This window comes from Latilactobacillus fuchuensis (genome assembly GCF_900258455.1).
Lineage (GTDB): Bacteria > Bacillota > Bacilli > Lactobacillales > Lactobacillaceae > Latilactobacillus > Latilactobacillus fuchuensis.
The window spans coordinates 1420272-1441334 of record NZ_LT984417.1; the positions used below are offsets into that span (position 1 = coordinate 1420272).

General features: G+C 42.9%; 21 protein-coding genes. 9 read left to right on the forward strand and 12 right to left on the reverse strand.

Annotated features, from left to right (window positions below; genetic code table 11):
* Nucleotides 1–160: 160 nt before the first annotated feature.
* Nucleotides 161–2473, reverse strand: coding sequence for a glycoside hydrolase family 31 protein (locus tag LFUMFP_RS06710; protein WP_106483305.1), 2313 nt, complete (start codon nucleotides 2471–2473; stop codon nucleotides 161–163).
* Between the two features lie 63 nt (nucleotides 2474–2536).
* A complete protein-coding gene (gene ppdK / locus LFUMFP_RS06715) occupies nucleotides 2537–5158 on the reverse strand; it encodes a pyruvate, phosphate dikinase (RefSeq protein ID WP_106483306.1) in 2622 nt (873 codons plus the stop codon).
* A gap of 176 nt (nucleotides 5159–5334) precedes the next feature.
* On the opposite strand from ppdK, the gene LFUMFP_RS06720 reads away from it, so the two are divergent.
* The 3 genes from LFUMFP_RS06720 (at nucleotide 5335) to LFUMFP_RS06730 (ending at nucleotide 7147) form a co-directional block, all read left to right on the forward strand.
* Nucleotides 5335–5958, forward strand: a complete 624-nt coding sequence (locus LFUMFP_RS06720; protein ID WP_025083201.1) for a transcriptional regulator CcpN — start codon at nucleotides 5335–5337, stop codon at nucleotides 5956–5958.
* Between the two features lie 21 nt (nucleotides 5959–5979).
* Nucleotides 5980–6777, forward strand: a complete 798-nt coding sequence (locus LFUMFP_RS06725) for a pyruvate, water dikinase regulatory protein (RefSeq protein ID WP_106483307.1) — start codon at nucleotides 5980–5982, stop codon at nucleotides 6775–6777.
* Nucleotides 6778–6898: 121 nt separating this feature from the next.
* The gene (locus tag LFUMFP_RS06730; RefSeq protein WP_025083199.1) at nucleotides 6899–7147 is read left to right on the forward strand and encodes a hypothetical protein; all 249 of its coding nucleotides are present in this window, start codon (nucleotides 6899–6901) and stop codon (nucleotides 7145–7147) included.
* A gap of 308 nt (nucleotides 7148–7455) precedes the next feature.
* Here LFUMFP_RS06730 and LFUMFP_RS06735 read toward each other — a convergent pair whose 3' ends face one another.
* Nucleotides 7456–8097, reverse strand: coding sequence for an HD domain-containing protein (locus tag LFUMFP_RS06735; protein ID WP_106483308.1), 642 nt, complete (start codon nucleotides 8095–8097; stop codon nucleotides 7456–7458).
* Between the two features lie 92 nt (nucleotides 8098–8189).
* Here LFUMFP_RS06735 and LFUMFP_RS06740 point away from each other — a divergent pair, with 92 nt between their 5' ends.
* On the forward strand, nucleotides 8190–9074 hold the full coding sequence (locus LFUMFP_RS06740; protein ID WP_106483309.1) for a hypothetical protein: 885 nt from the start codon (nucleotides 8190–8192) through the stop codon (nucleotides 9072–9074).
* 20 nt (nucleotides 9075–9094) lie between these two features.
* The gene (locus LFUMFP_RS06745; protein ID WP_106483310.1) at nucleotides 9095–9559 is read left to right on the forward strand and encodes a hypothetical protein; all 465 of its coding nucleotides are present in this window, start codon (nucleotides 9095–9097) and stop codon (nucleotides 9557–9559) included.
* A gap of 54 nt (nucleotides 9560–9613) precedes the next feature.
* On the opposite strand, the gene manA is transcribed toward LFUMFP_RS06745, so the two are convergent.
* From manA to LFUMFP_RS06770, 5 genes are all read right to left on the reverse strand, one after another.
* Nucleotides 9614–10594: a mannose-6-phosphate isomerase, class I gene (gene manA, locus LFUMFP_RS06750; RefSeq protein ID WP_106483311.1), complete on the reverse strand. Its 981-nt coding sequence runs from the start codon at nucleotides 10592–10594 to the stop codon at nucleotides 9614–9616.
* Between the two features lie 86 nt (nucleotides 10595–10680).
* A complete protein-coding gene (locus tag LFUMFP_RS06755; protein ID WP_106483312.1) occupies nucleotides 10681–11691 on the reverse strand; it encodes a serine hydrolase domain-containing protein in 1011 nt (336 codons plus the stop codon).
* A gap of 103 nt (nucleotides 11692–11794) precedes the next feature.
* The gene (locus tag LFUMFP_RS06760; protein ID WP_106483313.1) at nucleotides 11795–13672 is read right to left on the reverse strand and encodes an ABC transporter ATP-binding protein; all 1878 of its coding nucleotides are present in this window, start codon (nucleotides 13670–13672) and stop codon (nucleotides 11795–11797) included.
* A complete protein-coding gene (locus LFUMFP_RS06765) occupies nucleotides 13672–15402 on the reverse strand; it encodes an ABC transporter ATP-binding protein (RefSeq protein ID WP_106483314.1) in 1731 nt (576 codons plus the stop codon). Before LFUMFP_RS06765 ends, LFUMFP_RS06760 begins: the two co-directional genes overlap by 1 nt.
* Before the next feature lie 21 nt (nucleotides 15403–15423).
* Nucleotides 15424–16062, reverse strand: a complete 639-nt coding sequence (locus tag LFUMFP_RS06770; RefSeq protein ID WP_025083189.1) for a TetR/AcrR family transcriptional regulator — start codon at nucleotides 16060–16062, stop codon at nucleotides 15424–15426.
* A 247-nt stretch (nucleotides 16063–16309) separates the two neighbouring features.
* On the opposite strand from LFUMFP_RS06770, the gene LFUMFP_RS06775 reads away from it, so the two are divergent.
* Entirely contained in the window at nucleotides 16310–17224 is a 915-nt protein-coding gene (locus tag LFUMFP_RS06775) for an Abi family protein (RefSeq protein WP_233210630.1), read from the forward strand.
* A 169-nt stretch (nucleotides 17225–17393) separates the two neighbouring features.
* Here LFUMFP_RS06775 and LFUMFP_RS06780 read toward each other — a convergent pair whose 3' ends face one another.
* A complete protein-coding gene (locus LFUMFP_RS06780; RefSeq protein WP_025083187.1) occupies nucleotides 17394–17594 on the reverse strand; it encodes a cold-shock protein in 201 nt (66 codons plus the stop codon).
* 249 nt (nucleotides 17595–17843) lie between these two features.
* Between LFUMFP_RS06780 and LFUMFP_RS06785 the strand changes: the two genes are divergently transcribed.
* The 3 genes from LFUMFP_RS06785 to LFUMFP_RS06795 are packed head-to-tail and all read left to right on the forward strand — an operon-like array spanning nucleotide 17844 to nucleotide 19002.
* Nucleotides 17844–18485 (forward strand): CPBP family intramembrane glutamic endopeptidase, encoded by a 642-nt coding sequence (locus tag LFUMFP_RS06785; protein WP_233210631.1) that lies wholly within the window; start codon nucleotides 17844–17846, stop codon nucleotides 18483–18485.
* A gap of 21 nt (nucleotides 18486–18506) precedes the next feature.
* Entirely contained in the window at nucleotides 18507–18827 is a 321-nt protein-coding gene (locus tag LFUMFP_RS06790; RefSeq protein WP_025083186.1) for a hypothetical protein, read from the forward strand.
* Nucleotides 18820–19002 (forward strand): hypothetical protein, encoded by a 183-nt coding sequence (locus LFUMFP_RS06795; RefSeq protein ID WP_025083185.1) that lies wholly within the window; start codon nucleotides 18820–18822, stop codon nucleotides 19000–19002. Before LFUMFP_RS06790 ends, LFUMFP_RS06795 begins: the two co-directional genes overlap by 8 nt.
* On the opposite strand, the gene LFUMFP_RS06800 is transcribed toward LFUMFP_RS06795, so the two are convergent.
* The 3 genes from LFUMFP_RS06800 to apf form a co-directional block, all read right to left on the reverse strand.
* Nucleotides 19003–19695: a YoaK family protein gene (locus tag LFUMFP_RS06800; protein WP_025083184.1), complete on the reverse strand. Its 693-nt coding sequence runs from the start codon at nucleotides 19693–19695 to the stop codon at nucleotides 19003–19005.
* A 90-nt stretch (nucleotides 19696–19785) separates the two neighbouring features.
* A complete protein-coding gene (mgsA, locus tag LFUMFP_RS06805) occupies nucleotides 19786–20208 on the reverse strand; it encodes a methylglyoxal synthase (protein WP_025083183.1) in 423 nt (140 codons plus the stop codon).
* A gap of 150 nt (nucleotides 20209–20358) precedes the next feature.
* A complete protein-coding gene (apf, locus tag LFUMFP_RS06810) occupies nucleotides 20359–20997 on the reverse strand; it encodes an aggregation-promoting factor (RefSeq protein WP_025083182.1) in 639 nt (212 codons plus the stop codon).
* Nucleotides 20998–21063: the final 66 nt, after the last annotated feature.

The window sequence follows — 21063 nt, forward strand, 5'->3', positions numbered from 1 at the left end:
CCCGCAGTAATTCATTGACTGCCTTCAGTTTAATTTCTTTTGAGAACATAATAAAACCCCAATCATTGGATTTCTCCAACGATTGGGGTTCAGTTCAATTTAGGATACTCGTTTTTTTGATTTGAACGGAAATTGATGAGTGATGGCGCGCGTTAAAAATTTATAAAATATACACCAATTCATACAACATCTTCGCTAAATCATGATCGGCCAACGTGTTTAAAAAGTTGATGAAGCGAATTTTATCCGGCGCTTTCAAAAACTGCGTCCAGATTTCGTTCTTCAAATCGTATTCAATTTGTGCCTGATTCAACTTATTGAATAAACGATCGACCACTAATCGCCGTTGGGGCATAATCCGTAAACGATGCAGACTAAATGTGACTTGTGATTGCCGCGATTCAGCACAGGAATAGATAAACGCTTTATCATTTTCAACGAGTTCAATTGGTGTGACATTGCCGCTCCCACTTTTAATGGCTGGTTCGAAATCATTAACACCGCGGAATTGACATTGAAAATGCCGCTTTTCGGGAATAATCTGACCTGGATCAACGACCCGAATGGTCAATTCCTTATTCAACCAATCAAAGATAAAATGCGTGCGCGCCACTTGTCCGTCTAGATGTTCATATAAGACGTATTCGTTACTCGCCCCCGGGAAAATTAACACTTTTAAGACTTCCGGTAGTTGATTGACATCCGCCATGTAGTTCGGATTCAACGGCACAATCGCCCCAGCTTTGGCAAACACCGGAATCCGCGTTTCATCCCGGAAGACACTCAGTGTTGTATCACCACCGTATTTTAACCCGTTAAAGAAATCAAACCACATGCCTTTTGGCAACCAAACGCGGACCTGACTTTGATCTAAATGACGTAATTTTGGCGTGACGACTGGCGCGACCAATAATTCCGTTCCGAATAAATATTGATGCTGATTTTTAAAGGCCAATGGCTGATCATAGGTATAATACATCGGTTTGACCAGCGGGACCCCCGCGGCATGCGTTTGGTAGTTCGCGCTGTCTAAATAGGGTAACAATTCGTGCCGTAACCTTAAGAAACGAACCATGTTGGTTGCGGCGAAATTTTTATAGCGCCACGGTTCTTTACCATTAAACGGATTGTTGGCACTATGCAAACGCATGATGGGGCTAAAAACGCCCAATTGTAACCAACGCAACGCCAATTCATCGTCGCGAATGCCACCCATATGCCCGCCAATATCGTGACTCCACCACGTGTAGCCAATGTTGGCGGCCGTCGCTGTGAAATACGGTTGAAATGCTAAAGCGGCCCACGAAATATACGTATCCCCCGAAAAACCAATCGGATAGCGATGACTGCCGGGTCCAGCATAGCGTGATAAGATCAACCCTTCGCCATGGTGCTTGTCCGCACTATCCCGATAATGGTAATGATTTAATAACCATAATGGATCGACATCCCGAACCCCTAAGTTACCGCCTTGTTGCCAATCCAACCACCAGAAATCAACGCCCATCTCTTCAAGTGGTTGATGCACATCTTGAAAGTAAGTCGCTCGAAAAGCCGCTTGATTCAAATCAAACAAGGCCGGTTCTTCATTGCTTTGATCCAACCCTAATTTTTGAGCGACCACTGGATAGACGGCTTCATAGGCCCGAATGCCCGCTGCCGGATGAACATTCAAAGTGACTTTCAAACCTCTAGCGTGCAGTGCCGCTAAAAAATGGGCGGGATCGCTAAACAACGCTTGATTCCACGTATAACCCGTCCAACCAGAACCAAACCGTTTTGGAATATCGGTGAGATGCCAATCCATATCCAACGTCACAACACTAAACGGCAAGCCGTCCCGATCGAAATGATTGAGTAACTCAGTCAAACTTCGCTCGCTATAAGCCCAATAACGGCTCCACCAATTACCTAAAGCGTAACGCGGTAGCAGTGGTGTTGGCCCGGTTAAGCGATAATAATCCTGCAACGCTTTTTGAAAATCGTGTCCGTATGCAAAATAATACCAATCCGTTGTCCCAACATCGCGTGGTTTAAAGTAATCCTGTTCTAAAATAAAACTTGCCGAATCATCAATTGCCGCAAAACCATTGTAGGCCATAATCCCAGGTGCTAACGGTATCACGCCGTCAGCCTTGTCCAAAGTCCGCACGGTGCCGCCCAAATTTTCAACCGATTCACCAAAATGCCACCGATTATGATAATCCGAATAGCGGTAATTCACATCGATATATAACGTATCGGCCGCAAACGGTCCCCCTTTGTAATACAAATGATAATAATTCGTGATAATTTCAACTTCAAAATGATTATGAGCCGTCAAAACTTGATAAGGCACTTCCGTAAACTCGCGATTTTGCACCATCTGAGTTGTTCGGTCTTCAAACTGACCGTCAGCTGAATATTCCATCCGCAATAAGCGTTCCGTTAAAATCGTAAACCGATACTGCTGACCCCTAACTTGATTGGTCATTTGATCACCTCATTTAAAACGAGCTTATCAACTTGACCCAAAAGCTGTAAAGAAATCTGTCTACTAAACGCGGGTTTGCAATGCAACTTGTGCGGCCGCCAAGCGCGCACTAGGCACCCGATATGGCGAACACGAGACGTAATCAACGCCGAGTGCCTGACAAAAGGCGATGGAAGATGGATCACCACCGACTTCCCCACAAACCCCAATCGATAATTCAGGTTTCGTTTGCCGGCCCTTTTGAATCGCGATTCGCATCAACGCACCGACACCATCTTGGTCTAATGTTTGGAATGGATCTTTCGTTAGAATTGCTTGCTCTTGATACGCTCCAATAAAATGGCCGATATCATCCCGCGAAAAACCAAACGTCATCTGGGTTAAATCGTTGGTCCCGAAACTAAAGAAATCAGCTGAAGCCGCAATTTGATCCGCGACTAAACAAGCGCGTGGCACTTCAATCATCGTCCCAATCTGATACGCAATCGTTTGAGCTTGTTGCGCTAGGAAAGTATCGATTGTTGCGGTTAATTGTTGTTTCAACAACTGCATTTCAGCCGCAGTGCCGATTAATGGCAGCATAATTTTAGGCGCTACCGCGTGCCCTTGTTCAACTTGGACCGCCAATGCACTTTCGATAATCGCCAAGACCTGCATTTGATAGATTTCAGGATAAGTCACTGCGAGTCGACTCCCCCGATGACCCAACATTGGATTGACTTCGACCTTCGCCGCAATCCGGCGTTTAATCTCCGCCGGACTAATTTGTAGCACCGTTGCTAAAGCTACTTGGTCAGCCGTCGCTTGTGGCAGGAATTCATGTAACGGTGGATCCAACAACCGAATCGTGCATGGTCGGTCTTGTGCCAATTCAAAAATCGCTTTAAAATCGGCTAATTGGAGTTCTTTTAACGCCGCTAACGCGATTTGGCGATTACTTAATTGATCTGCTAGAATCATCTCGCGCATCTTGAAAAGCCGTTCTGGTCCGAAAAACATGTGCTCAGTCCGGACTAATCCCAAACCTTTAGCCCCAAATTCAAAGGCCGTTGCTACTTCCTTCGGGGTTTCAGCGTTGGCCCAAACATCAATTGGCGCCTCCGCATCACACCAATCGAGAATCGTATTCAGAGCGGCTTGTTGCTTGCCAGTTTGTTGGCCTAATGCGCCTAAATAGATTCGACCAGTGTGACCATCAACCGAAATAATCGCGCCTTCTTTTAATAACTGACCATTAAAATCCGCTTGTTTCTGATCAGTATCGACACTCAGTTGCGCACAACCAACGACACAACAACAACCCATGCCCCGGGCAACGACTGCTGCGTGGGATGTCATGCCCCCACGACTCGTGACAATCGCTTGACTGACGACCATCCCGTCGATATCTTCCGGTGAAGTTTCTTGACGAACCAGAATAACTTTTTCACCGGCTTCGTGCGCCACTTGTGCTTGTTGCGCATCAAAATAAATTGCACCAGTCGCCGCCCCTGGACTAGCGGGTAACCCCGTTAATAACAATGGTGCTTGCTTCAGTGCTTGCGGATCAAATACCGGATGCAAAAGGCCTTCAATCATCGCTGGTTTTAACCGCAAGATGGCTGTTTGACGGTCAATTAAGCCTTCATTGACTAAATCTAGTGCAATCTTAAAAGCCGCTTGGGGCGTTCGTTTGCCAATTCGGGTTTGCAATACATACAAATGCCCGGCTTCAATCGTAAATTCCATATCTTGCATATCTTGATAATGACGTTCAAGTTGATTCGCCAATGTTTTGAATTGCTCGTAAATCGTTGGTAATTGCGCTTTTAGCGTGGCAATCGGTTCTGGCGTTCGAATGCCCGCGACCACGTCTTCGCCTTGCGCATTTAACAGATATTCACCAAACAAACCTGGTTCACCCGTTGCGGGGTTCCGGGTAAACGCCACACCCGTGCCACTTTGCCCCTGATAATTACCGAAAACCATTTGCTGAATATTAACGGCCGTACCCATCGCCGCATCAATTTGGTGTAACCGCCGATAAGTTTTGGCCCTTGGATTTAACCATGATTTAAAGACCGCTTCGACCGCCAGATTTAACTGTGCCGTTACCGATTGTGGAAATTGCGCATCATCTGCGTTCTGATAGAGCGTTTGATAAGTTTGAATCAATTGTTTTAAATCGGCCAGTGTCAAATCAGTATCACTGGCAACCTGTTTGGCGCGTTTTAAAGCCGTCAATTCGGCTTCAAAAATTGATTTATCAATTCCGTAAACCACATCGCCGAACATTTGAATTAATCGCCGGTAACAGTCATATGCAAACCACGGATTATGCGTTTGCTTCGCAAGACCTTCCACAGTTTGGTCGTTGAGCCCTAAGTTCAAAACGGTATCCATCATCCCTGGCATCGAAATCGGTGCCCCACTCCGAACCGAAACTAGTAAGGGTTGTTCTGGATTACCCAATTGACGGTGCGTTGTTGCTTCTAATTGTTGAACCGCTTTCATTAAGTCGTCTTTTAAAAAGTCACATTCTGCTTGACCATTTGTCAAATAACGTTGGCAAGCCGCCGTCGTAATCGTAAAGCCGGCTGGTACGGGTAAACCTAAGCGCGTCATCTCGGCTAGATTTGCCCCTTTGCCGCCTAATTCAGTATTGGTTAATGTTTGATCTTCAGCAAAAGCATAAATATATTGCATTGTGATAGCCTCCAATATTTTATTGAACACCAACAGCATATAGTGTGACACATTAAAAGTCAATAGTATGTCACATTAAATTAAATAAGCCACACTATTATCCGATTTTGATTGCAAATAGGTTGTCGCTATTTTATAATAGTCTTATTGAAATCGGTTTAATCAAAGGAGTCATTATGGAATTATCAGCGCGTCAAAAGCAAATTATTCAAATCGTCCAAAACGATCAACCGATTAGTGGCACTAAAATTGCCGGACAACTTAATTTATCGCGCGCGACTTTGCGTAACGACCTCGCGATCTTAACGATGACTGGCATTCTTGATGCACGTCCGAAAGTTGGTTATTTTTACGTCGGTCAAGAGGTCGCCCCATTACTCGCCGATCATCTGTATCAGGCAACGGTCGATCAATTGATGATCCCCCCGTTATTGATTCAACAAGCGACGACCATTGATGAAGCCGTCACGCAACTTTTCATGCACGATGTCGGTTCTTTATACGTTGTTGACCAACAGCAGAAATTATTGGGCGTTCTCTCGCGTAAAGATCTGCTACGCGCAACGATTAACGCCACTAATACCAGCACGACCCCGGTGGCCATGATTATGACCCGCATGCCCAACATCGTCACGATGACTGAACACAAAACGATTCTACAAGCCGGCCAACGATTAATCGCCCACCAAGTCGATTCGCTACCGATTGTCGAACCGGACGGCGTGACCGTGATTGGTAAGATCACAAAATCAATCATTATGCGCTACTTTATCGAAGAAGGATTACACATTCAAAACTAAGCTTGCTTGGAGGTTTTCAAAATGTCAGCGATTCCAATTTTTATGATTTCAGATTCAATCGGCGAAACTGCTCGCTCTGTCGTGTCAGCCGTCGCCGCTCAATTTCCCCAATCAGTTCCTCTAAAAATCCAACGCTTCCCATTCGTCACCGATCAATCAACATTGGTGCCGATTCTAAAAGACGCCCAACAGGAACAGGCCATTATTGTCACGACTTTAGTCAATCGGCCCTTACAACAATCGGTTACCGAATTCTGCCAAGCGCACAATTTAACCCTCATCGACCTATTATCATCCCTAACGACCGCGATTAGTGACCGGAGCCAAACCGATTCTTTAGAAACACCAGGCTCCTTACGTAAATTAGACGAACACTATTTCCACCGGATTAGCGCCATGGAGTTTGCCGTTCGTTACGATGACGGTAAAGAACCACGAGGCTTATTAGAAGCCGATATCGTTTTATTAGGGGTCTCCAGAACGTCTAAAACCCCATTGAGTATGTACTTGGCCAATCAAAATTACCGGGTTGCCAACTTGCCCTTAATTCCCGGCGTCCCCTTACCCAAGGAACTTTTTAAAGTCCCCACGCATAAAATTATCGGCCTCACGATGCCACTCCAAACACTACTCAAAATTCGCACCGAACGCCTTGCGACCCTTGGCCTACCCCAGACGACCAATTATTCCGCCGCCACCAGCGTTAGCGATGAACTTGCTTATGCACAACAACTCTTTGATACGTTAGGGGCAACCGTCATCAACGTGGCTGATCGTTCAATCGAAGAAACCGCTAGCCTGATTCAAACCATGATTTAATGTTTAATCAAGTTCTTAACCTTTTCTGAAGAAAAAATGCATTTATTATTCATAAAACGACAATACTTTGGTAATAGTTAGTCGCTATACTGAACTTATCATCAAGAAGGAGCGATTGACTATGTTAGTACAAACGCAAAATATTGAATCCGTTAAAATCAAAAGCATTGAAAGCCATGATAAAGTTTGGGCCACGACTGAAAACGGCCAAGTGATTGAATTACATATTACCGAACAACAAAAAACCGACCGTCTTTTCTGGGAATCGTTAATCAACATCCTCCGGGCTGAATTATGGTTACCACTTCAAAAAAGAACCCACGAACTCTTACAAAATGACTGGCTAACGAGTGAACCAACGTTGGCTTAAAAATAAACAAGCTGTGACAGAACTCGGTTATTGATTGAGTGCCCACACCCACGGTTTGATTCTGAGCATTAGCCTAGTTTTGTGAATAAGTCCGGGTTATGGACTTGTTTGCGAAACGTCGCTAAGTACAGGAATCAGTGGGTGTTGGCACGTTATCAATTGAGTACCAAGTTGAAAAATCCGATTATCCTGAATTTAGGGATAATCGGATTTTTTGATTTGAACGGAAATTGATGAGTTCTGGCGCGCGTCGACGAAGAATATTCATTTAAAATCAGAATACTTATGTCAAACACCCTTTTCATTTTCTAACGTTCCCCTTGCCACTCCGCTAAATACTCCGTCACAAAATCTTGCATGACTTGGGTTCTTTTCGTTGCCAGTGCTTTAGCGACTGGCGTATTCATGGTCGCCGCCAACTTAAATAACTTTTCATAAAAATGATTAATGACTGTCGTCGGTTCCCGGTAGTTGGTGGCGGTTAATTCGGCCCGCGGTTCAATCTGCGGATCATAAGCCACCCCCGAATGTGCACCACCGTACATAAAGGTCCGACCAATACCAATCGCACCAATTGCGTCTAACCGGTCCGCGTCTTGGACAATTTGCCCTTCGAGCGATAATACTTGTTGTTGGTCGATATTTTTAACAAACGACATATGCTCGATAATCGTCAGAATCGCTTGCTGCCGCGTAACTGATACACCAATGACGGTTAACTGCGCCACCATCGCTTGGCGGGCTTGTTCAACATCAACGACCACTTTTTCATCGATCACATCGTGTAACAGCGCCGCCATTTCAACCAACGTCCCATCCGCTGTTGGAATTTGTTGGCAGATTAAACGTGCATTGCGGACCACCCGCTGAATGTGATCAAAACCATGCCCACTGTGTTCAGTCGCTAACTGCACTTTAACGTATTTTTCAATCTGTTCAATTTGATTCATTATTTCACCTTATCACTATTTTTTTACTAAAATGAAAGCTATCTTAACCAGTATATGCTATTCTCTAAATAAACAATAGGAGATTAAAGCCAATGACTAAAACTAATTTACAAATAATTGAAGCCTTCTTGAATTCCAAAAAATATGACCGCTTAACGCCTAATCAACAAAAATTTGCGGCTGCGATTCTAGATCGGTTTAACCACTTTTACGAAATCGATAACCCAAAATTACTGGTTAAATTGACACCTACTCGACTGAAAAAGCTGATGCTCAGTGAATTCAGTAATAGTCTCGTCTTAGATAATAAACAAGTCATCGCCCAAGCACCCGTATTACGCGCTTTTATTGCCTATCTCGCTAAAGAAAATCTAATTCAAGCCGATAAAGCCACTCTGTTAACCACAACCCTTGAAAAAAACGCCCAATCAATGCGTTATAATCGTATTTCAACTCATGATTTTTCTGCATTCGGGGAACCTATCCAGAAACTATTAAACTTTCAACAAAACTGGTCCGATGAATTTTTAAAATCAGAATCAGCTATGGCACTTGATACTGATGACCCGAACGCCTACTTTGCATTGATGAATGATTTTATACTCGATATGTTCAAAGAATATGAAGTATTACCTGAAGATTGGACCGGTAACCAGGTGGCCAATCTACTTGAGAAAATTGAGTCGACAGAAGGTGCCCTCCCTTTCTTGCATGATGGCCTTTGTCTTTTCATTGAATTCATGTTCACTGCCAAGTATATTTCCGACGAACAAACTAATGATATTTTTGAATTAATCGCAACCGATGTTTTTAAACAATCAATGGATGATTTACCTCTGACTCCGTTAATCATGGAAATGCACTTCGCGGATGTCGATTTAGATGACCCCCAATCAATAATCGACTATCTTCAAAAGCGACTTCAGACACCACCAGATGACACTAAAATAATTGATTTTAATTCACACAAAAAATAAATCGTTAGAAGGCGGTTCATTTGACAACGCAGGCCAGAACCATCAAGATACTGCTACTAAACACCATCATTCAATTGAGTATCCTAGTCGCCGAACAAGGCCATCTTAGTTCGCGACTACCGATGCATGTCGATTTTAATGGTCAAATTACGACGACAATCGCTAATCAAAACCACCCTTTTCTCCGTAGTACCGCTTTATTAGTGATGTTTGCGTTAGTCGCCATCTTTTTAATCTTGACAAGCACAGCCATTCAATCCCGATTCAATACGATGCTGATGAACATCAATGCCTTAATCAGTCGGCTCTGCCAACTAACAGCGGTTTTTATCGCTGTTATGGCCTGGCTTTTCTTAGCCATCATGCTGTCAGGTCACGTTCAATTTTGGTTGATGCTGACCAACTATTTGTACACATTGGGGTTACTGATTGTCGTTGGTCAGTGGTTGTATCAACTCATGCAGATTAATCATTCTTCAAAATAATCAACCTAAAAAAACCGGTTAATCTGAATCAGATTAACCGGTTTTTACGTTATATTATTTAGTTGATTCACCGGGTTCAGAGGCAATAATTTGCATGTCCCCACGTAAATCCCAAGCTTTAATCGCAAATGGTAAAACAAAATGCATGTTTTTATGAATGGGATAAACTTGTCCATCAACCACTAATTCACCAGCGCCGTCAACCACGGAGACTAACGTATAAGGTGCGTTCGTCCGATCAAAATGCAATTGATCTTTGACCAACCATTGATAAACACTGAAAAATGGTGACATTGGTGGTTGTACGTAAGTCGTAATCGTTGAAGCCCCGACTTGTTTGGTTTGAATGTTTAATTCTGGATCGTGATGCGGCACCGTCGTCGTATCAATTGATTGTTGTAAATGTAATTCACGTTTTTCACCCGTCTTAGCATCGACCCGATCATAATCGTATAACCGATAAGTCGTATCACTACTTTGTTGGGTTTCTAGGGCCATAATCCCCTTATTTAACGCGTGAATTGTGCCGCTTGGGACGTAGAAGAAGTCACCAGTTTTAACCGGAACTTTCCGCAATAATTGGTCCCATTGGCCTTGATGAATCATATCGGCTAATTCGGATTCCGTTTTAGCGTAATGACCATAAATTAAATACGCACCGGGTTCAGCATCTAGAATATACCAACATTCAGTTTTACCGAGTTCAGTTGGGCCTTCATGAGCGGCTGCATAAGCATCATCGGGATGGACCTGAACAGATAAGCTGGCTTCAGCATCCAGAATCTTCGTCAATAATGGGAAAACTTCACCCTTGGCATTGCCGAAATAGTCGCGATGTTGGGCCCAAGCTTGATCCAAAGTTAGCCCTTTTAAGGGACCATTTTCAATGGTACTAGGGCCGTGTGGATGGGCTGAAATCGCCCAACATTCACCGATATCACCGGCGGGTAATTCATAATCGAATTCTTCAGCAAGCTTGCGCCCACCCCAAATTTTTTCTTGAAAGACTGGTTTTAGAAATAACGGTTCTGTCAATTCAATCACTCCTAATGCACTTTTATTATTAATGGTTTCTATTTTACCACAAATGAAAGCGGATAAGCAGATAATTTGTGACCGCTTTAATGATTCTCCTGTAAAAATTGTTGGACAATTTGGTCGCGCCGTTCCAGAAAGACTGGATTATCGGCCGTTGGATGAATACGATTGGTTAAGACCACCATCCCTGTTTGACGCGCACGATCCAGTAACATGAACGTCCCGGTAAAACCAGTATGGTAAATCAGCGGGTGTTGGTTCCGGACATCAAAGCGTAAATTCCAACCTAACGACCGGTGCAGATGGGCCGGTGTCCAATCCCGATATAACGCTTGAACACTGCCCTGAGTAATGGGTGCGTGTTCGACTGTTAATTGGCCGAGTTGGAATTGGGCGAAGCGGACGACGTCTTTTAACGGTGCAAATAAGCCCGCTGCCCCACTATGATTCTGGAGCGTATAACTTTTAGGATCATGAACAACCCCCTGTATCAAGCCCCGTTCAGCCGTTAATTCAGTCGGTACGGCCAGTTGGCGATCAGGTGCAAACGTACTGTCGTTGAGGCCGAGCGGGGTTAAAATTTGTTCCTGAATCAAATCTTGAATGGGCTTTTGACAAATCGCTTCAATCATCCAACCGAGATATAATAGGCCAATGTCGGTATAGACGACCTTTTTCTCAAAATTCGGACCGACCGTCAGTTGCGTCAATAATGCCTGTTTCAACTCCTTGGCGGATAACTGATTCCGATTGGGAATGTAGCCCTCTAAGCCGGATGTGTGGGTTAATAAATGTAAGACCGTTACTCGGCGATCCTTGAAGGCTGGTAAAATTCGGCAAACTTTCGTGTTGAGCGCCAATTGGCTATGTTCCAATAACCGTAACGTCAATGTCGTCGTCCCAATCACTTTGGTTAATGACGCTAAATCGTATAGTTGATCCGGTAGTAGTGGTTTCGTGACCGGCACCTTTTGGGCGTCCCCCACGACTGTCTGTTGACAATCGAGGCCGTCGATTAACGCGTACGAGACGCCGGGGACAATTTGATCCGTTACTAAAGCGTCGATTTGAGCGGCTGTTTGATTAAAGCGCATTGGCTCACCTTCTTTTCTGATTACTGTTAGTATCACGCAAAGCTTCAAAATGTGCAAATAAAAAAACAGCGTTGCGTTGCCGCGCGGCTGTTTGCTTTAAAAATTAGATTTTAACATTACCTGAGAACTGACTGTTATAGAGATCAGCATAGAACCCATTTTGACCCATCAAATCATCATGTGTCCCAGTTTCCATAATCGAACCGTGATTCATCACAATGATGTTGTCGGCATCGCGAATCGTTGATAAACGATGGGCGACTACGAAACTCGTCCGGTTAGCCAAAAGGCGTTCCATGGCGTGTTGAATGTGAATTTCAGTCCGTGTATCGACGGAACTAGTGGCTTCATCCAAAATTAAAATTTCAGGATTAGCCACAAACGCCCGCGCAATCGTCAATAATTGACGTTGACCTTGTGAGATATTCGATGCTTCTTCGTTCAAGATTGTTTGATAACCATCTGGTAATTGACGGACAAAACTATCGACATGGGCCGCTTCAGCAGCGGCTAAAATCGCTTCGTCTGACGCCGTTTCATTACCATACTTCAAGTTATCCCAAATCGTCCCCGTGAATAACCAAGTATCTTGTAAGACCATCGCAAAGTGACTGCGTAATTCATCGCGACTCATATCACGCGTATCGACGCCGTCTAACTTAATTGAACCGCCACTAACGTCGTAGAAGCGTTCTAACAAGTTAATAATCGTTGTTTTACCCGCACCAGTTGGGCCGACAATCGCGATCATTTGACCCGGTTTGACTTTTAAGTTGTAATCTTGCATCAAGATTTCTTTGCCTTGATAACCGAATTCAACGTGTTCTAATTCTAATTTATTCACATCATCTTGAACAGCTGGTACACCGGATGGTTCGTCCGTCATATCGGCTTCATCTAAGACTTCAAAAACCCGTTCAGCTGAAGCGATTGTGGATTGAATCGTGTTGGCTAAATTGGCTAATTGAGAAATCGGTTGGGAGAATTGTTGCGTATATTGCATGAACGCTTGCATATCCCCTAACGTGACTTGACCGTTGGAAACGCGAATCCCACCGATAATGGCGACAAAGACGTAACCTAAGTTATTGACAAACGTCATCGCTGGCATGATAATCCCAGAAATAAATTGGGCTTTCCAAGCGGCTTTATAGAGTTGTTCATTTTGTTCTTCAAACATATCAATCGTAACTTGTTCGCGATTAAACGTTTTCAACACGACTTGGCCTGAGAAATTTTCTTCAATTTGGTTATTCAATAGACCCAAACTCTTTTGTTGCGCGGCAAAGAATTTTTGCGATTTAGGGGCAATAATGCCGACAACGATTAAACTAAACGGAATCGTCACCAAGGCAATCAAGGTTAATTGCCAACTAATCGTCAACATCATCCATAAGACGCCGACAAACGTCACCGCACTCGTGACCATTTGGGTTAAACTTTGTTGTAACGTACTAGCAATATTATCCATATCGTTAATCGCGCGACTCATAATATCCCCGTTTGAATGGGTATCGTAATAGTTGATTGGCACCCGTTGCATTTTATCTTTTAATTCTTTACGTAATTCATAGACCGTTTGTTGTGAAATCCGGGTCATGATGAATTGTTGTAAGAAACTGAAAAGCGCTGAAGCGAGGTACATCAGAATGACGGTCATGATAATTTGTTTAATCTTATCAAAATCGATTGGGAGTTGATCCATTGAAATGCCAGCTTTTTGCATGGCACTCCCTTTCATGACCCCTTTAAAAATTTCAGTCGTTGCTTCCCCTAAAACTTTAGGCGTTCTAATTTGGAAAACAACTGAGATGATTGCTAAGGCTAAAACAATCACTAAGCCGATCACTCGACTCGACATGTAAGTTAATAAACGTTTCGTTGTGCCCCAGAAATTCTTAGGCTTTTCAACGAGCCCGCCCGGACCGTGTCCACCTGGACCACGACCACCGGGCCGCATTGGTTGTTGTTTAGCTGCCATTAGTCTTCATCTCCTTCTCTGATTTGTGAATTAATAATTTCTTGATAGGTCGTGTTAGTGACTTTTAATTCAGTATGTGAACCCTTACCGACCATTTGACCTTCATCCAAGACGATAATCGTATCCGCGTCTGCCACAGTTGAAACCCGTTGACCGACAATTACAACGACACTCTTTTTGATTTCTGGATCTTGTTTAAGGGCTTTTCGTAAATTAGCATCTGTTTTAAAATCTAAGGCTGAGAAGGAATCATCAAAGACATAGATGGACGCGCGTTTAACTAATGCACGCGCAATCGCTAAACGTTGACGTTGCCCACCGGAGAAGTTACCCCCACCTTGTTCAACGTAACTGTCTAAACCATCCGGTAATTCACTGACAAAATCGTCAGATTGGGCAATTTTTAAAGCGTGCCAAATCTGATCATCAGTGGCGTCTGGATTGCCGTATTGCATATTTTCCCGAATCGTCCCGGTAAATAAATTCGCTTTTTGAGGTACGAAAGCGACTTGTTGATGAATATCATGCAACGTAACGTCTTTGACGTTTAAGCCATCAACCACCACATCACCTGATTCAACATCGTAAAAACGCGGAATCAAATTGACCAACGTCGTTTTACCAGAACCCGTCCCACCAATCACGGCGACCGTTTGACCGGCCGTCATTTTGAAATCAATCTTTTCCAGAGCTAAATGTTCCGCATTTTGATAACGGAAATTCACTTGATTAAAGGCTAAATTAGCGGGTTCATCCTTAAAATCAGCCGGTTGGTCTGGATTAACAATGGGTGTTTCTAAATCTAAGACTTCGTTAATCCGGACTGCTGAAGCTTGCGCCCGTGGAATGAAAACAAAGACCATTGATAACATCATGAAACTCATCAAAATTTGCATCGCGTAAGTCATGAACGCTAATAGATTCCCAACTTGCATCGCTTGGTTGGCGATCAAGTGACCACCCATCCAAGTGATGGCGATGTTGGTGCCGCTCATGATTAACGTCATAATCGGTGCCATGACGGCCATAATACTGTAAACCTTCTTGGCATTATGCGTGTAATCATCATTGGCATCGTCGAACCGGTCTTGTTCAAATCGATCACGCCGGAAAGCCCGGATTACCCGCACACCCGTTAAACCTTCTCGGAACACTAAGTTAATTCGATCGGTTTTTTCTTGCATCGCTTTAAAAAGCGGTACGGCAAAATACATCACAATCCCGATGAACAACGCCATGATTGGTAAAACCACGACGAAAATCGAGGTTAACTGCGCATCTTTTTGATACGCTAGGAAACTAGCCCCGATTAACATAATCGGTGCCATAATCATCATTCGCAAGAACATCATGGCCACGTTTTGAATTTGGACCACATCATTGGTTGTCCGCGTAATCAACGAAGAGGTCCCAACTTGATCCATTTCATCGTGTGAGAAATTAATGACTTTGCGATAAATATCAGAACGTAATTTTTGACCCAGACTTTGAGACGTCTTAGCGGCTAAAAAAACATTCGCAATCGCTGCAATGATACTGACTAATGAATATCCCAACATTTTAAAACCGGTCTGCCAAATATAATCAATATCCCCTTTAGCAATCCCGTTATTGACAATATCTGATGTTAAATTGGGTAGATACAGGTTACTGACGACTTGAATAATCATGAAGATTATCGCGCCTAGCACCGCCCAAGTGGACATGCGACTCTTTGCAAGTTTAATCATGCGTACTACGCCTTCTTCCTGTTATTTCCGTGCACTGGCACCATTTTCAAGCCAATCAACCACTAGATTAAAGCGGTGTTCAACTTGTTCAATGGTCAGTGCTTGTTCCGTATCTTGGTGCATGTAATATGAAGCAATGCCTTGAAAAACATTATTCATTAATTGATGGAATAGAATCTCCAATTCTTCAGACTGATCACGATCAAACTTTAATAAGCTGTAATCAATGTGCTCAATCAAAAAGGTGAGTCCTTCTGAATGATGACTATGTTTCAATTCTGGCGACATTTTTCGCCGATCTTTATAATCGGTATGCAAAAATAAATGCTTATAGAAAGGCGCATCTTCCCCATTAATAATTTCTTCGGCCATCGCTTTAAAGAAAATCCGCATCGCCGCAAATAAATCCCCATCGGCCCTTAAAATAGCCGTCTTCAAGTCTTCTTTAGAACTATCCCGCATTTTATTCAGATCATAAAAGAAAATATCTGCCTTATCTTCAAAATACTGATAAAAACTCCCCCGCGGAATTCCAGCCGCCTTAATAATGTTGCTGACCGAGGCTTCGTTAAACGGTACGCGCGAAAATTCAGCGTGCGCTGCAACTAACAAGCGTTGTTGTTTTTCTGCTGGTAACCGAAAAAATGTCTTTTTGGGCATTAAAATGCTCCTTTCTAACGTTAATGACAACTCGTCACTTTTATGACGCTTTGTCATTGTATTACATTTTTAATGAATTAGCAAGCCTTGGTCATCGCCGGTTTAACGCGATTTCAACTGACACCGCTATCATCTAACGAACGACTTTTAATCACACCGCTTACATTGCTTTTGACCCCGCGACTATCTCGCTGTAGAATTGGTTAAATAGCAAAGCTTTCTAAAATTAACTAAAGGATCTGATGTTTTGACCAATCAATCTTTAAAACCGATGCTCAACTCGACTGAATTAATTGCGCACATGCGCAGTAAAGGGATTACCTTCGAGGCCATCTCGCAAAACGAAGCCACGACGATTCTCAATAAAGTTAACTATTATTTCAAAGTGACGGCTTATCGCAGTAATTTCCCGAAAAATACGGCGGGCCAATACGAAAACCTTGATTTTGCCTACCTAATTGATTTGGCGTCAATCGATATGCAACTACGTGACTACCTCCTAAACCTCTCATTAGACATCGAACACGGTTTAAAAGTCATGTTGTTAAATCTGATTGCGAATGATCCAGCTGAAGATGGTTACCAGATTGTCCAAGATTTTAAAGTGGATCATCAATCGGCCTACGATCAAACGTTAACGTATCTCCGCAAAAATCGCTATTCGCAAGATTTGTATACGAAACACCGCGACCACCTCGCCATCTGGACTTTTTTAGAAATCGCAACCTTTGGCACTCTATCGATGTTTGTCGATTTCTATTTAGAACGCACCCAAACTAAATCTGTTCGGAAAGTCCATACCTATTTAAAATATAGCAAAAACATTCGCAACGCTTGTGCTCACAGTAATCCGTTATTAATTAATCTTTTCTCTGAAAAAGAATTCTTACGGCACCCCTCGAGCGCCGTTCAATTGGCTGCACATCAAATGGCAATCCCCATTAACCGCCTATCGGATTTAAAAATCAACGATCTCGTCTCCTTATTTTATCTTCACCAATTATTACAAAGCCCCAAAATGAGCCGCCATCGTTACCAAGAAGGCCTCGATTTAATCAATCGCTACCACCGCCATGAGGATTGGTACGCTCACAATTTAAAACTAACCACATTTTTCAACCTTTTTGGGCAACTGGTTGAATACCTAACGGTTAAAGCGTAAACTAGACATTAAGGAAATAACGGTTCGACCGTTAGCTGGCCAAGGTACTGCCAAACGCTAGTTATTGCACAGAAAGAGGCACCCAATCTTAATTTTAAGAATTGGGTGCCTCTTTTTTGACTATCATTTAAAGCAATAAAAAAACCCCGCTAGGCGGGGTCTAAAAGTCTTATAGTTTAACAATGTTTGTTGCTTGAGGACCGCGGTCGCTGTCTTCTACATCATATGAAACTGCTTGGCCTTCATCTAATGATTTGTAGCCTTCGCCTTGGATAGCTGAGAAATGAGCAAATACGTCTTTGCCGTCTTCACCAGTGATAAAACCAAAACCTTTGTCTGCATTAAACCATTTTACTGTACCGTTGTTCATGTTGTTTCCTCCTGTTACATATCAAAGTATGTATATTTATTATTGTCGCAAAAAATTATTAATAGGTAACAGAGGAATGATTATTCAAAACTCAAATTACGTCTCAAAATTGTTTACTTGATTAGTATAGCATATGATTTTCGGAATGGCAATCTTTCTCAAAACTTTTTTAAATTATTTTTTCGAGGAATCTCTCGGTTCTATTCCGATAGAATATGCTATGATGACTATTATACGGAGGTGTTGCCAATGATGCAACTCAAACGGCTATTCGGGTTGTTCGGTTTGATTCTATTACAACAACTACCCCTACTAATTGTCGGAATTTTTGTCACCTTACCTAAAGCTAATCGCACCCCGCAGCTCGTGACATTAGTCGGTTGGTTGTTTCTCGGTTTAACAATCCTGATTACTTGGTTCATGTGGCGTCGCTATCAAGCCATTAAGGACCCGCGCTACGCGACCGGGATGACCACTCAAAAATGGTGGACAGTCTTAATCGCATTTGTGGCCATGATCCTGATTAATAATCTGACGGTCCCGTTTATTCAACCCACTGGTAACGGTAATGTCGAAGCGCTGACCGACTTACTCCAGACACTTGGCCTCTATATGATTCCCTACATCGTCTTTCTAGGCCCGATTATGGAAGAACTATTATTCCGCGGCTTCTTAATGAATTGGTTTTTTACCAAACGACCCGTGTTCAGCATACTTAGTAGCGCCCTTTTATTTGGACTGATGCACGGGATAACCGATCCTATTTATTTTTTATCAAAAGCTTTATTAGGCCTCGTCCTAGCGATTGTCTATGTGCGCAACCAAAATATTAAAAGTACGATTACCTTGCACATTCTTAATAATTTAACGGCCGGCTTTACTATTTTTTAAATTCAGAAAGGAATTGATTAAATGTCTGCTTTAACCACGATTCTAACTTATATTCAAGACCATCCGGACCAAGTGACGGTTGAACCCTTCCAATATGCGAACGTCATTCGCTTTGGCATCAACGATCAAACTGACTTACCGGAAGTTGAAAAACTATTTCCTGAAATGCGACTACACGTTAACCGCATCGATCCCGATTACGTCCAAAGTCATTATGACCTACTCGATTCTTTTTACCGTCAAACGGAAGAGAAACAAAAAGACGGCTTCGAAGATGTTTGGATTACAACCTCCCATCTCAGCGACCGTCAACTCTTTTTAGTGGATCTTTCTTTTGAATAACCCGCAATTCAACCAAGTTAAAATTAGTTTATTAAAAACATTGATTCTAACGCTCTTTCTAATGACGATGCGTTGGTTAATTCCACACCCAATCATCATTATCGCCAGCTGGGTCAGCGCTTTTGTTTGTTTAATCTACTTTGGCATTCTAGTCTGGCTCTACCATTATCGGTAATTACGCCATTTTCTTAGTTTCAACAATCACTTCTTCAGTGAAGTAGACTTGTAACCCGAAAAAGATAGTTAACATGGCCGCAGCAATCCAGGCCGTGCGCACGTTGAAAAATTTAACGAACAAACCTGAACTAATCGTCCCAACAAAGAAGCTACCAACAATCAGTCCAAAATACTGGGCTTTTTGTTGGTATTTTTTTTGCTTAGTTTCAAAATACAAATAAGTGTTCTCAACTAATTTTTTATAATTACCGGTTGTAAACGTATTGGCATAGGGATAACCATTGACCGTCGCGTAGCTTGAATATTGAATGGCCATCGACATCGCTAAGATGGTCGTCACCAACATATTTGGCACACTCGTGGGTAAAAAGCCAACGACCACTAACGCGATAATTTGAATCGCCAACAGCCATAGTCGCCAAACATTCAACCCATTCATGTTAAAATGCCGTTTCGCAATTTGGACAATGATCGTCCCAATCGCAAACGCAATAATCGGTGAAATCTTCTCCGGTAGTTGTGACCATTGACTCGTCGCAACATCTAACCCAATAAAAACAATATTACCAGTCTGGGCACTCGCAAAAACCCCACCGCGTAAGATGACACAGTAGGCGTCTAAAAAGCCACCAATAAAGGTTAAAAAAACCGCCGTGCCTAATCGATCATGAAAATAAATTTCTTTTTGCAAAATCAGCCCTCCGAATCAATACTTCCATTATACGCAAAAATCAACAGAATTCAAAAACGCCATCAACAATTTTGATGGCGTCTCTTGAAATTATAAATTAATCGGTGTATCAATTTGGTCGTGAACGATTGTTCGGAAATCTAATAAACCGGTATCGAGTCCCCGTAATAAGACTTCCGCGGTGCCGATATTGGTCGCCAATGGGACTTCGTAAACATCCGACAACCGAATTAACGCGTTAACGTCTGGTTCGTGCGGTTGGGCCGCTAATGGATCTCGCAAGAAAATGACGAGATCAATTTTATTTTCGGAAATTAACGCGCCAATCTGTTGATCGCCACCAAGTGGCCCCGATTTAAACCGTTTAACGGATAAACCAGTCGCTTCAATAATTTTTTGCCCGGTTGTCCCGGTCGCAAACAATTCATGTTGCGCTAAGATTGGTTGGTACGCTGTGACTAATTTGATCATTAATGGCTTTTGACGATCATGGGCAATTAATGCAATTTTCATTCTAACGCCTCCCTATCATTTCATTCGTAAGGCTCAGCAATTGATTCTCTCTATATTATTCAGTGTACACTTTCTCTCAATCGTTGCCAATTAAAAAAGTCAGTCCCTCAAAATGAAGGGCTGACTTTGAAAAGTCGGTATTCTTTAAGCTTAATACCAACCGTTGCTTAACCAGAAGCTCTTAGCTGCGTCCCATGAACCGTAACGGCTCGTCACGTATTGATCAGCGACTTTTTCTTGATTGGCAGCTGAATAGTCACCATTTAAATATGACGCTGATAATTGGTAACGACCGATTAATTGACCGTTAGTGGCTGTATATGAACCACCGGATTCCTTTTGCGCAATCCATTCTTTAGATGAGCTCGTGGTTGCGGCAGTAGCGGTTGTCGTTGTTGAGGCTTGCGTTGTGGCAGCTGGTGTCACCGTTGCGGCTTGAACTGGTGTCGCTGTTTGTGTCGTTGCGACCGGTGTTGTTGTTTGGGCAACTGGCGCTTGAGTTGTCGTAGCGGCTGCTTGAGTCGTAGTTGAGGCCGTTGTATCCGCATCAATCGTTAGTTGTTCGCCAACGTAGATTAAGTTGATATTTGAGATACTGTTGTTCTTAGCGATTGAATCAACTAAGTCGTTGTTACCAGCGAATTTATTTGAGATTGATGATAAGGTATCACCAGTTGTAACAGTGTAAGTTGTGGCTGCACTTGCTTGACCGTTGCCTGCGAAGAGGATGCCAGCAGCTGTTGCGGCCGTTAATGTGGTACTAAATAAGATTGTTTTTAAAGGTGTCATGTATGATTGATCTCCTTGAATTTAAGTTTTGTGTTTCAACGTGTGACTAATATACCATCTAAATTC